Here is a 12,008-nt window from a genome sequence, read left to right on the forward strand (position 1 = left end):
CTTTGTGCAACAATTCATCTATACCGATGTCCGTTTCTATATCTGTAGTTTTCGTGATTTTGCTTTTTTATATCTGAGATGTCATCTTATAATTCGGATTTCTTCCGGCGCGTTGTTGTTTGGAATAAAGGTGACAGGAAACTGCTCTGCCTTCAAAATCATACATTTCAGGGGCTGCGTCTTTGCACATTTCCATCTTATATCCGCAAGATCCGAAATACGGACAGCCTCCTTCTGATTTTCCTTCATGCACTGCAGGTACTTTTTGTTTTCTTGCCTTCAACGGATCAGGCGGCATTACCGAATCGAGAAGTGCTTTCGTATACGGATGCCACGGATCCCTGCATAAATCCCGGGTTTTTGCGCATTCCGCCAGTGTTCCTTTGTAGAGAACGCCTGTCCTGTGACTGATCCGGCGAATCAGCGCCATGTCATGCGAAATAAACAAACAGGCGATCTTTTTTTCTTTTACTACTCGCAGCAGCAGATCCAATATCTGCGTTCTTGTCGCTGCATCTAATGAAGAAACAGCTTCATCACAAATGAGAAGTTCCGGCTCTAAAAGGAGCGCCCTGGCGATTGCCGCTTTCTGACGCTGCCCGCCTGAAAGTTCTCTTGGATACCGTTTCCCGTCTAAACTACTCAATCCTACGCGCGTAAGCATCTGTTCTATCTGTCTTTGCCGGTCTTTTTTCCTTTCCTTTTGATCAAACTTTATTTGTTTTTCTTTCGCCCGAAGCGTTTCCGTCAACATTTCGTTTATCGTCATGCACGGATTCAGGGATGAATACGGATCTTGAAATATCATCCTGACTTTCCCATGCATATTTTTGTTTCTTTTTCTGTTTTTTCGATCTACTCTTTCTCCCCTGCAAAACACTTCCCCACTGTCAGGCTGTTCCAGCCCTGTAAGTATTTTTGCCAGCGTCGTTTTTCCACTGCCGCTTTCTCCTGCAAGAGCAAACACTTCACCCTCACAAATATCAAACGACACATCGTTCACCCCTTCTTCGTTTTGAAACCGCTTTTTCAAATGTCTTACCGTAAACAGCGGATTTTCCTGAGCAGCAAACACTTTTTCTTTTACAAGAAGCTGTTCTGCCGTTGCATCAGACAGAAGTTTCTTTGTATATTCAGTCTGTGGATTGTAGAAAATATCATCTGCACATCCGTTCTCTATCATTTTTCCGTCTTTCATAACATAAACGTAATCACAAGCTGCAGCGATCACCCCCATATTATGACTTACAAGAAGAAGAGCTGTATTTGTTTCTTTTACTATTTTTTTCAACAGCCGGATTACTCTGACCTGCATCGCCGCGTCAAGCGCCGTCGTAGGTTCGTCTGCCACGATCAGATTCGGTTCGCAGGCAAGGGCAATCGCAATAACAACTCTTTGTCTCATTCCTCCGGAAAGTTCAAAAGGATATTGTTTCATCCTTAACCTGGGGTGGCGGATACCAACCGAATCCAATAGTTCTTCCGATCTTTTCTTTGCCTCCCGCCATGTACATTTTTTCCTATTCCGCACAGTCTCGGCAATCTGTCTGCCGATCTTCACTGTCGGATTCAGACATTTTAAAGGATCTTGAAAAATAATGGCCGCATTGTCTCCTGCTCTGACAGTATTTCCAAAAAGAGACACTTTCTCTGCCTCTACAGCGGCTTTATGATCCAAAAGTCCCATCACAGCCAGCATTGCCGTACTCTTGCCTGAACCGGATTCGCCTACGATTCCCGTCACTTTTCCTTCTTCCGCCGAAAAATCTATCCCCCGTACAGCTTCAACGCGTTCTTCCTCAGACAAATACGTTACATAAAGTGATCTTACATCCAGCATATTCAATCTGTCTGCCCTCCTCTTCTTTCCATCGCCATTGCAAGTATATGAAACACGACCAAAAGCACACACAACGTAATAAGAGGCGCCAAAAGTTCACACGGATAAAGAATCATCCTGTCTCGTCCTTCCTGTATCAATGTTCCGAGACTTGCCGTCGGCGCAGATAATCCCACCCCCAAAAAGCTTAAAAATGCTTCTGTAAAAATCGCCTGCGGTATCAGAAACAAGAAGTTTACGACTATCATCCCCAGTGCGTTCGGAAGCAGATGTCTAAACAAAATCCGAATGCCCGATATACCATCTATCTTTGCCGCCGCCGCAAAATCTGTTTCTTTTAAACGGATCATCTCCCCCCGTACGACACGCGCCATATCGATCCAGCCGGCAATACAAATCCCGAAGATCATGCTTTTTATCCCCGGTCCCATAACGAGCGTTATCAGTATAACATATAAAATCGACGGGATCGCGGCAATCACATCCGCTGCTCTCATCAGAATCATATCGATGCGTTTCCCACGATACCCCGCTACAGCACCGTACAAAATACCGATCATCCCATTGATCAGAGAACTTCCCACGCCGATCACAAGACTAATGCCTGCTCCATACCAAACCCGTGTAAAATTATCTCTTCCAAACTCGTCTGTACCGAAAAAATGAATCAACGACATTGGCTGGTTCCGTATTTCCGCATTTTGTTCCGTCGGAGAATAAGGCCCGAATAAAGGTACGCATACTGCCAGAAAGATCCAGATCAAAAGGATGATAAGCGCCGCTTTTTCATCCCTATATCCCTTTCTTTTTTTACTGCTTATTCTGTTTTCTTTCCGCATATTTTTGTCACACCTCCCGCCGGTTCCTGACACAAGTTTTTTCTTATTTCTTTCTGTAAGCTCTTCTGACACTTGGATCAAGCCATGCCCCAAGCAGATCTGTGAGCAAATTAAGAAGAATAACAACTGTTCCCATAAATACAGTCAATCCGAGAATAAGAGTATAATCTCTGTTTGCAATCGACATGACAAACTCTCTTCCCAGACCCGGAATCGTAAACACGCTCTCTATGGCAAAACTTCCCGTAAGCAGAAACGCCGATGCCGGACCGATATAATTCAATACCGGAAACCATGCGTTTTTTAACGCATGAGTAAAAATGATCCTGCTCTTTTTCAATCCTTTTGCCCTGGCAAAAAGAACGTAATCTTTTGCCATCTCCTCATCCAATGCATGTCCTGTCATTCGGGTGATCACAGCCGTCGGATAAAGCGACAATGCCGTAACCGGTAAAATATAATGTGAAAAAGAAAATAAACCCGACGAAGGAAACCATTTTAATTTTACACTGAATACCATTAACAGAAGAATCGCAGCGGCAAAACCGGGAATGCCCGCCGCCAGCATTCCTAATGATCCGATTACCTTTTTCACTGCCCTTTTTTCCGACGCGGCATAGAACACCCCGCATCCCGTACCGACGATCACTGATACGATCAATGCCGAAAGTCCGAGCGACACCGTAAGCGGAGCTGCCCGTCCGATAATCTCTTCCACCGATGTACCCGGATCCTGATAAGAAATCCCCAGATCTCCTTTTAAAAGATTTCCCATATATGACAGATACTGCTCGATCAGCGGATCGTTCAACCCATATTCTTCTTCCACAGCTTCCACAACCTGCTCCGAAACGCCGCCTCTTTGAAACGGACTTCCCGGTATCAGCCTTACGAGAAAAAAAGTGACCGTGGCAAGAAGGAACAATGATACTATCCCAGTCAATATTCTTTTCCATGTGTAACGCATCATTGCCCTTTCACCTCCTTGTTCAGACCCTGTTTTTTTCTTTGCTCTGCCGTTTTATTCCGTCACATCCTCCAGCTTTGCCGGAATGACTTTCAGAAGATCTTCCAGACTAAGTTCTACCTGATATCCGATCTTGCCGCCGCTGAAAATCATCGTTTCAAAGTTTTTTGCCGTTTTATGTATCACTGTCGTAAACTGTTTTTTCATTCCAATCGGAGAACATCCGCCGTGAACATATCCGGTAAGGGGAAGCAGTTCTTTTGATTTTAGCATTTCAACACTTTTTTCTTTTACGGCATGTGCCGCTTTCTTTAGATCCAGTTCACAGTTAACCGGAATGACAAAGACATAATTCGTTTTTGATTTTCCGACCGTCACAAGAGTTTTAAACACCATATCAGGATTTTCACCCAAAACTTCCGCTACTTCAATTCCGCTTACCGCTCCCGTATCAACATAACTATAGCTTTCATATGCAATCTTCTTCTGATCTAAAATCCTCATTACATTTGTTTTTTCTTTATTTTTTCCCATTATTCTTCCTTCCGAATTCTATCTATACCGAAATGCTTCTGTGATAATCCAAATTTCTACAAAGAAAATAAACAATAACAGACCATCTACCGCCCAATTATACTGAATGCTATTCAGCGGAGTCCGAGCAAAACGAAACATAAAATCTTTTACTTTTTTCCTGCCTGTCAAAAACAAAAGGAAAAATTGCAAAATCGGAAATAACAAAATTCCCATTTTATAATCCCATCCATCCGGCGTTCCTAATATGCCAAAATGAACCGGTATAATATCCGGCAGAAAAAATAAACTTACTACTGCAGTCAAAAGAGTGATTCCAAAAATAATCCATGATACTTTTCTACTGTTTAAAAACGACATAATTATTCCTTCTTTCCATAATTTTCAAACCGGATAACCTGCTCGTCATTTTAAATTTTTAAAAATTCACATTTCCGAAACATTCCACAATCTTCTCTGTCATTGCATCCATATCCGCCCGTTTTGCGACTTGAATCTTCATTCCGTATTTCCTTGCTTCGGCCGCTGTTTGTTCTCCGATACAAACGGCAGACACATTTTGAAGTTCTACGTTTTTTATTGCTTTGACAAACCCTTTTACCGTTGAGGCGCTTGTAAAAGTAACTGCATCGATCTCCTCTTTTTGGAACATCTTTTCTATCTTGTGCCTAAGTAAAGAGGAGACTTCATATTCGGTCCGATATAATGCAATATCGTTTACCGGGACGCCTGTTTCCATAAGAGGCGGAAGCAGTTCTAAAGATCCTTCCTCTGCCCGAAAGATCGTAACCGCACTATACTCTGAAATATTTTCTGCAAGTGTTTTTCCCAACTCTCCTGCATTATAAATCTTCGGCACGATATCTGCAAACAGTCCGTGTTCTTTTAATGCAGCCGCCGTCGCAGAACCGATGGCCGCGATTTTTATCTGTGCTTTTCCTGCGAGCAGCCTTCTCATATCCCATGCTTCTTTTTCTAATTGTTCAAAAAATACATGTACTCCTATAGGACTTGTAAAAACAAACCATTCCTCTTTTTCGGAATGTTGAATTTCCCCTAATGCCTTTTTCAGCCTCTCATTCGGATCGATCGCTACTGTATGAATAGACGGCATCTCGATCACCTGTGCCCCGAGATTTCGCAGGCGTTTTGCCAGAGCGGAACTATTCTGCCTCGGTCTTGTCACCAAAAATTGCTTTCCTCCCAAAATCCTGTCTTTTATCCAGTGAAACTCTTCTGACAAAGAACACACTTTTCCTACTACGATAATCGCAGGCGCTTTGATCTTCGCCTCATCTGCCTGCTGCTTTAATGTTTTTACAGTCGCACACACCTGCCTTTGTCTCGCAGTCGTTCCCCGCTCTATCACAGCCGCAGGCATATCTTCCGGCATTCCGGCTTTTATCAGTTCCGTCAGAATCGTTTCCATTGCCGACACACCCATAAGAAAGATCAAAGTTGCATTTAATTTTACAAGAGCCTCGTAATCAATGTCGGGTTTTACATCTCTTCTCGTATGTCCTGTAATCACATGAAAGGATGAGGTATAATCTCGATGAGTCACCGGAATCCCCGCATAAGCCGGAACTGCTACTGAAGAAGTGATTCCCGGAATAATTTCGAAAGAAATCTTTTCATTTCTAAGTATCTCTATTTCTTCTCCGCCTCTTCCGAACACGAATGGATCTCCGCCTTTGAGACGCAATACTCTTTTCCCTTTTTTTGCTTCTCTTACGAGAATCTGATTGATCTCTTCTTGAGGAACCGGATGGTTTCCCGCATGTTTTCCGACATAAATTGTTTCTGTTTCCCGCGGAATACGGCTTAGTATCTCTGCGCTTAAAAGAGCGTCATATACGATGACATCTGCCTCTTCGATCAATTCCGCAGTCCGCAAAGTCAGTAATCCCGCATCTCCCGGACCTGCCCCTGCGATCCATACCTTTCCATATAAACTCTGTTCCATCTTTCTCACCTTTCCCCAAACTGCTTTTTCATTGTCAAGGCAAGTCTTTCTCCGAGACTTGAAGCGTCTTCAATATAAGAAGCTGCCTTTTTCACAAAATACTGTCCGCTTTTTTCATTGTAATACAGTCCTGTCAGTTCCAATTCATTTCCCTTTACTTTTGCATAAGCCGCACTCGGAGATGTGCATCCCCCGTCAAGCACACGGATAAAACTACGTTCTGCCAGAGCCTGTACTCTGCTCTTTTTATCATCCACATATTGACGCCACACTGTATCTTTCAAAAATTCTTTTCTCCCCTGAACTGCCAAAATTCCCTGTCCCGCAGCAGGGATCACCTCATCTACCGAAAAGTACCTTCCGATCACCGCTTCCATATTCAGCCGCTTCACCCCGGCGGCTGCAAGCACCGCCGCATCGTATTCTTCTTTGTTTAATTTACTAAGTCTTGTCTGTATGTTTCCGCGGATTCCTTGAAACACTGCATTCGGATACAATTTCTGAATCTGTATCATGCGCCTTTTACTGGAAGTTCCTATAACAGCGCCTGTTTTTGTGAGTATAGACCCTTCCTCTGTTCCCTGTTCTTTTTTTTCACTTTTATAAATAAGCACATCCCTTGGATCTTCCCGTCTGCTGTATGCAAGAATCGGAAATTCAGAAGATTCTTCCATCGGCATATCTTTTAGACTGTGAACGGCAAGATCGATCCTTCCGTCTGCCAGAGCCTGATCTAATTCTTTTACAAAAAGTCCTTTTCCTCCGACAGATTCCAAACTCCTGTCAAGGATCTTATCCCCTGTCGTTTTCATCGTGATGATCTCAACTAAAATCGTTTGGTCACATCGCCTAATCTGATCTTTTATAATTTCCGCCTGCTTTACCGCAAGCCTGCTTTCTCTGCTCCCTATTCTGATAACAGACTGCATGACGCTTCGTTTCCTTTCTCTATAATCTTATACACAGCCTCCATGTTCAGGTTCTCTCTTACTATTGACGCAAGCCGGTCATACTGTTCTTCTTTATATGCGTTTCTGTCACGCACTGTAATTTTCGACGGATCTATTCCTTTTTTTCTTAAAACTGCCGCCAAAAATGTTTTGACCGTTTCAGACATATCGAAAATCCCATGCATATAACAGCCATATACATGATCGCTCTGCGCTCCGTCCTGCCGCTGTTCTCCTTCCTCTTCCATATAGACAAGCGGAACAGTCCCCTTGGACAAAACCGTTCTCCCCATATGGATCTCATATCCTTCATAACATACACCGCTCATTTCTGCAAGCGCTCCGCCTACTTTGGCAAACCTTCCTGAAACTCTTGTCCTTCTTTTTTCCTGTTCAAACACTGTCGTCACCGGCAGAAGTCCCATCCCGCGAACCGTTCCTTTTTGTTCTGCCCCCGTCGGATCGCTGATCGACTGTCCGAGCATCTGATATCCTCCGCAAATACCGAATACGATGCCTCCTTTTGCCGCATGGCGCAGTATTTTCCCTTCCAAACCGTTTTGCCTCATCCACAAAAGATCGCTGATCGTATTTTTGCTTCCCGGGATGATCACAACATCAGGATCTCCAAATTGAGAAATGTTTGACACATAGGACACGTCGAGTTCATCCACTGCTTCAAGCGGAGCTATATCCGTAAAATTAGAAATCCTGGGAAGACGTATAACCGCGATTTTTGCAAGACCTGATCTGCTCTTTTTCCGAAACCGCTCTGTCAAACTGTCTTCATCTTCAATATCAAGATGAAAATACGGGATAACTCCAAGTACAGAAGTATTTATCTTTTCTTCCAACATCCGAAGTCCGGGTTTTAAAATCGATACGTCTCCGCGAAATTTATTGATAATCGTTCCTTTAACACGCTTTTTTTCTTCTTCCTCAAGCAGGAGCATCGTTCCCGCAAGCTGTGCAAATACACCGCCTCTGTCAATATCTCCGACAAGCAGTACCGGAGCATCTGCCATTTTCGCAAACCCCATATTGACAATATCGTCTTTCTTTAAATTGATCTCCGCCGGACTTCCCGCTCCTTCGATCACAATGACATCATACGTTTCGTCCAATTTTCTGTATGATTCCATAATCGAAGGAATAAATTCTTTTTTCCGCTTATAATACTCAGACGCAGACATCATTCCGAAAGGTCTGCCTCTGACGATAATCTGTGATCCTGTATCATTTGTCGGTTTTAAAAGGATCGGGTTCATATCCGCACTCGGCTCGATTCCTGCCGCTTCTGCCTGCATTACCTGCGCCCTTCCCATCTCCAGTCCCTCTTTTGTAATATAGGAATTTAATGCCATATTCTGTGATTTAAAGGGAGCTGTTTTATAACCGTCCTCCTTCAAGATGCGGCAAAGAGCGCCTGCCAGCACACTCTTCCCTACATTCGACATCGTTCCCTGTATCATGATCGGTTTTGCCATCTATGTCCGCCTCCTGTCTGTTTCTTTCTATAATCTCCTTCAATGCTTTCAGCAGTTGTTCATTTTCATATCTTTGCTTCACTGCTATCCGATACCACCCTGTTTCAAGTCCACGGTAATTTGCACAGTCTCTGATCAAGATCCCGTATTGCAAAAGTTCTTCAAACAGATTGATTTCACTATATATAAGAATGAAATTAGCATCTGAAGAAACAAAATCAATTTTTAATATATCTAATTGTTTCTCTATCTCCATCCGTTCTATCTGTATCATACGGCGCATTTTTTCTACCCGGTCTTTTTCATCAAGCGCCGCTATGCCCGCCTCCTGGGCGATCACCGACACATTCCACGGCTGGCGCATCTTCTCCATATTCTCCAACAATTTTTCATCAGATGTCAACCCATACCCTAACCTGATCCCCGGGATCGCATATGTCTTCGTAAAAGCCCGAAGCAAAAACAAGTGAGGATAATGAACGATGTTTATTTTATCAAAAAGACTTTCCGGCTCTTTTTCAAATTCAAGAAAGCACTCATCCAACACAAAACGAATCTTTTTCTGCTCACATCGTTTTGCGGCTTCTTTTAGGAGTTCGATATCCGTTTTTTTCCCCGACGGATTGCAAGGAGAACATAAAAAAATGATATCCACATCTTCTGTTAGTTCTTCTAAGAAATCATAATCTATACAAAAACCATTATTTTTTTTCGTTTGATAGTATTTTATTTCGCATCCAACTGTTTTTAACGCCTGCTCATATTCTGAAAACGAGGGAATGGGGAGGAGAGCTTTCTTCGATTTTTCTGCCAGGACAAGAGTATAGAGCAGTTCTGCCGCCCCGTTTCCAAATGCAAACATCCTCTCGTCCACCCGAAGCCTGTCTGCCAGTTTTTCCCTTAATTTCCTACATTTACAGTCCGGATATGCCGCTGACTGCAAAAGCGCTCTTTTCGCCGCCTCGATCACTTTCTTAGACGGACCGAGAGGGTTGATATTTACGGAGAAATCAATCATCTCTCCATATGTATATATATCGCCTCCATGTGTATATTGCATATTCAGTCTCCTTCTTTTGTCTTATCTGACGAAAATCCGGCAAAAGATCACATGATGAGTACAGTGCATAATTTTATTCCTCCGAAAACAAACATCATTAACAATGCCGTAACATACATTAATCTCCCTGCTTTTATAATATCTTCCGGGTCAATCGGACGAAGATCATCTCCGATAAACTCCTTTTTATAAACTTTCCCAAAATAAACTGCATCTCCGGCGAGCCGGATTCTAAGCGCTCCGGCACAGACCGATTCTGTCTGGGCAGCATTAGGACTTGCATGTTTTCGTCTGTCACGCAAATATATCCTCCATGCATTTTTCCCGTCTAATCCCGCAAGAAAACTTGCACATACCATAAACATCGCCGTCACACGGGCAGGAATAAAGTTAAATACATCATCCATCTTCGCCGGTATTTTCCCGAAATACAAATATTTTTCATTCTTATACCCGAGCATAGAATCCATCGTATTTACCGCTTTATATAAAAACCCAAGAGGCGCTCCTCCAAGCATCATATAAAGAAGAGGAGCTGTCACTCCGTCAGATGTATTTTCCGCTACCGTCTCAACCGCAGCCTTTGTCACACCTTCTTCGGTCAGGTTTTCCGTATCTCTCCCGACAATCATAGAAACCGCTCTTCGCGCCTCCTTCATATCATTTCTCTTTAAACAGTAATACACTTTTTTGCTTTCTTCACTCAGAGATTTTGCCGCAAAGATCTGATAGCACCAAAACGACTCTAAGAAAAAGCAGATCAACGGATGGATATTCTGCGCCACCCTCAGTCCCGCAAACGGAATCCCAAACGAAAGGATCGCTACAATAATCCATAAGACCCCTCCTGCCGTCATATTTTTCTTATCATTTTCTTTTCTCAGTCTCTTTTCCAAAAATGAAATCATATTTCCGATCATTCTCACCGGATGATACAGCCATACCGGATCTCCAAACAGACGATCCAAAAAAAATCCGGTCACACAAGCAGCCAACGACATCATCTTCCGCTCCTTTTCTCCGCATTTTTCAGCAGTTCAATTCCATTCTCCCATTCCTTCTCCGATACAGATACAAGATAACCGCTTCCATTCTCCACCTGCCAGTTATAAAAATCTTTTTTTTCTTCGTAAAGAGCGTGCATCACCGCCATGATCGTACCGCCATGAACGACAAACGCCGCATATTTCACATGTCGGGCAATCAAAAATCTGACCTGTTTTTTCATTCCTTCCACACAGCGCTTTCGGAATTCTTCCTGATCCTCTCCTCCCGGAAACGCCGTTATCCCTCCGCTTTTCAGCCACTTTATATAAGCGGCGTTCTTTTTCAGCTGCTCATATGTTTTTCCTTCAAACTGTCCGAAATCACACTCTCTCATCAAAGGTTCCAAAACGATAGGACACCCTGATAAATCCGTACCCCAAATCCGCTTTGCCGTTTGTACACAACGTTTCATGGGGCTTGCGATAATATATTCCGGTATGGGATAACTCCGCTTTAAAAAAGCGGTCTTTTCCGACAACACTTCATCCGTACTTCCGATATACTGTCTTTTTTCATTTCCCGGCGTAGCAAAATGCCGGATTAACATGATTTTCAACATATTCCTCCCAAAAAGGCGACAACAGTCAGCATGACGAGTTCACATATCTGTAAAAAATATCCCGCCAAATCTCCGGTAATTCCGCCGAACTGTTTAAAACTCATTTTATAATAATAGAAAAATACAAGCAGCGCGGCCGTTACAATTATTGCACCCTGAACACGAAAAATATAGATTGCTCCTGCTGCCAAAGACATAAGCCATATAGATAAGACGATCCGCGTCCTCTTCCTATCCGCCCTCTCTTGAAATGTTCTCAACAAGCCGCTGCTTTTCGCTGATCTGAAACTTACGACTGAAAGTCCGCTCAGCGCTCTCGATATCGGATACATCCATACGGCAAGAGACAGCGTTTTAAGATTCACTTCACTCCAAAGAGCTGCCGTAATAAGAAAATAGGCGCACAGACCGATCACTGCAAACGCTCCTGTATGAGGATCTTTCAAAATCTCTAATTTTTTCTCTCTGTCTTTATAAGAACTGACGGCATCGATCGTATCCGCAAACCCATCCAAATGAATCCCCCCTGTCACAGCGACCGGTATCATCGTCATTACCGCCGCAAAAAAGAGTTTTCCGCACTCTGTATATCGCAGAATCAGCTGACCTGCGCCGAATACCAGCGCTCCTATAATCACCCCTACGACCGGGAAAAAACACATGGCATACCTCATATTTTTTTCATCCCAATCTATATTCGGAACAGGAAGTTTTGAATACATAGCCAATGCAATTATCAAAGATTTCAGCATATTCATT

Annotated in this window: 12 protein-coding genes; all 12 read right to left on the reverse strand. The window is 43.2% G+C overall.

Annotation, left to right across the window (positions count from 1 at the left end; genetic code table 11):
- Window positions 1-67 precede the first annotated feature (67 nt).
- From ACH9UM_RS06720 to cobS, 12 genes are read right to left on the reverse strand one after another with little or no spacing between them, the layout of a single operon-like run.
- Window positions 68-1,840: an ABC transporter ATP-binding protein gene (locus ACH9UM_RS06720; protein ID WP_004845513.1), complete on the reverse strand. Its 1,773-nt coding sequence runs from the start codon at window positions 1,838-1,840 to the stop codon at window positions 68-70.
- A 2-nt stretch (window positions 1,841-1,842) separates the two neighbouring features.
- Entirely contained in the window at window positions 1,843-2,679 is an 837-nt protein-coding gene (locus ACH9UM_RS06725) for an ABC transporter permease (RefSeq protein WP_004845512.1), read from the reverse strand.
- A gap of 43 nt (window positions 2,680-2,722) precedes the next feature.
- Window positions 2,723-3,649 (reverse strand): ABC transporter permease, encoded by a 927-nt coding sequence (locus ACH9UM_RS06730; protein WP_004845511.1) that lies wholly within the window; start codon window positions 3,647-3,649, stop codon window positions 2,723-2,725.
- Between the two features lie 51 nt (window positions 3,650-3,700).
- Window positions 3,701-4,180: a Cys-tRNA(Pro) deacylase gene (gene ybaK / locus ACH9UM_RS06735; protein ID WP_004845510.1), complete on the reverse strand. Its 480-nt coding sequence runs from the start codon at window positions 4,178-4,180 to the stop codon at window positions 3,701-3,703.
- Window positions 4,181-4,198: 18 nt separating this feature from the next.
- Window positions 4,199-4,540 (reverse strand): DUF1648 domain-containing protein, encoded by a 342-nt coding sequence (locus ACH9UM_RS06740; RefSeq protein ID WP_004845509.1) that lies wholly within the window; start codon window positions 4,538-4,540, stop codon window positions 4,199-4,201.
- Window positions 4,541-4,598: 58 nt separating this feature from the next.
- Window positions 4,599-6,146: a uroporphyrinogen-III C-methyltransferase gene (cobA, locus tag ACH9UM_RS06745; protein ID WP_004845508.1), complete on the reverse strand. Its 1,548-nt coding sequence runs from the start codon at window positions 6,144-6,146 to the stop codon at window positions 4,599-4,601.
- 5 nt (window positions 6,147-6,151) lie between these two features.
- Complete coding sequence (gene hemC, locus ACH9UM_RS06750; RefSeq protein ID WP_004845507.1) at window positions 6,152-7,075, reverse strand: hydroxymethylbilane synthase; 924 nt, start codon at window positions 7,073-7,075, stop codon at window positions 6,152-6,154.
- Window positions 7,054-8,583, reverse strand: coding sequence for a cobyric acid synthase (locus tag ACH9UM_RS06755; RefSeq protein ID WP_009321072.1), 1,530 nt, complete (start codon window positions 8,581-8,583; stop codon window positions 7,054-7,056). The genes hemC and ACH9UM_RS06755 overlap by 22 nt, the downstream gene beginning before the upstream one ends.
- On the reverse strand, window positions 8,486-9,643 hold the full coding sequence (locus ACH9UM_RS06760) for a histidinol-phosphate transaminase (protein ID WP_350308058.1): 1,158 nt from the start codon (window positions 9,641-9,643) through the stop codon (window positions 8,486-8,488). The genes ACH9UM_RS06755 and ACH9UM_RS06760 overlap by 98 nt, the downstream gene beginning before the upstream one ends.
- A gap of 47 nt (window positions 9,644-9,690) precedes the next feature.
- Window positions 9,691-10,647 (reverse strand): adenosylcobinamide-phosphate synthase CbiB, encoded by a 957-nt coding sequence (gene cbiB / locus ACH9UM_RS06765; protein ID WP_004845504.1) that lies wholly within the window; start codon window positions 10,645-10,647, stop codon window positions 9,691-9,693.
- Window positions 10,644-11,249: a histidine phosphatase family protein gene (locus ACH9UM_RS06770; RefSeq protein ID WP_004845503.1), complete on the reverse strand. Its 606-nt coding sequence runs from the start codon at window positions 11,247-11,249 to the stop codon at window positions 10,644-10,646. The genes cbiB and ACH9UM_RS06770 overlap by 4 nt, the downstream gene beginning before the upstream one ends.
- The gene (cobS, locus tag ACH9UM_RS06775; RefSeq protein ID WP_004845502.1) at window positions 11,243-12,007 is read right to left on the reverse strand and encodes an adenosylcobinamide-GDP ribazoletransferase; all 765 of its coding nucleotides are present in this window, start codon (window positions 12,005-12,007) and stop codon (window positions 11,243-11,245) included. The genes ACH9UM_RS06770 and cobS overlap by 7 nt, the downstream gene beginning before the upstream one ends.
- Window position 12,008 lies beyond the last annotated feature (1 nt).

Origin of the sequence: Mediterraneibacter torques, assembly GCF_044591705.1 — a bacterium.
Lineage (GTDB): Bacteria > Bacillota > Clostridia > Lachnospirales > Lachnospiraceae > Mediterraneibacter > Mediterraneibacter torques.

Bases quoted from the DNA above. Each gene is read 5' to 3' on its own strand.
- ACH9UM_RS06720 (WP_004845513.1), bottom strand. From the start codon at position 1,840: ATGCTGGATGTAAGATCACTTTATGTAACGTATTTGTCTGAGGAAGAA.
- ACH9UM_RS06725 (WP_004845512.1), bottom strand. From the start codon at position 2,679: ATGCGGAAAGAAAACAGAATAAGCAGTAAAAAAAGAAAGGGATATAGG.
- ACH9UM_RS06730 (WP_004845511.1), bottom strand. From the start codon at position 3,649: ATGATGCGTTACACATGGAAAAGAATATTGACTGGGATAGTATCATTG.
- ybaK (WP_004845510.1), bottom strand. From the start codon at position 4,180: ATGGGAAAAAATAAAGAAAAAACAAATGTAATGAGGATTTTAGATCAG.
- ACH9UM_RS06740 (WP_004845509.1), bottom strand. From the start codon at position 4,540: ATGTCGTTTTTAAACAGTAGAAAAGTATCATGGATTATTTTTGGAATC.
- cobA (WP_004845508.1), bottom strand. From the start codon at position 6,146: ATGGAACAGAGTTTATATGGAAAGGTATGGATCGCAGGGGCAGGTCCG.
- hemC (WP_004845507.1), bottom strand. From the start codon at position 7,075: ATGCAGTCTGTTATCAGAATAGGGAGCAGAGAAAGCAGGCTTGCGGTA.
- ACH9UM_RS06755 (WP_009321072.1), bottom strand. From the start codon at position 8,583: ATGGCAAAACCGATCATGATACAGGGAACGATGTCGAATGTAGGGAAG.
- ACH9UM_RS06760 (WP_350308058.1), bottom strand. From the start codon at position 9,643: ATGCAATATACACATGGAGGCGATATATATACATATGGAGAGATGATT.
- cbiB (WP_004845504.1), bottom strand. From the start codon at position 10,647: ATGATGTCGTTGGCTGCTTGTGTGACCGGATTTTTTTTGGATCGTCTG.
- ACH9UM_RS06770 (WP_004845503.1), bottom strand. From the start codon at position 11,249: ATGTTGAAAATCATGTTAATCCGGCATTTTGCTACGCCGGGAAATGAA.
- cobS (WP_004845502.1), bottom strand. From the start codon at position 12,007: ATGAATATGCTGAAATCTTTGATAATTGCATTGGCTATGTATTCAAAA.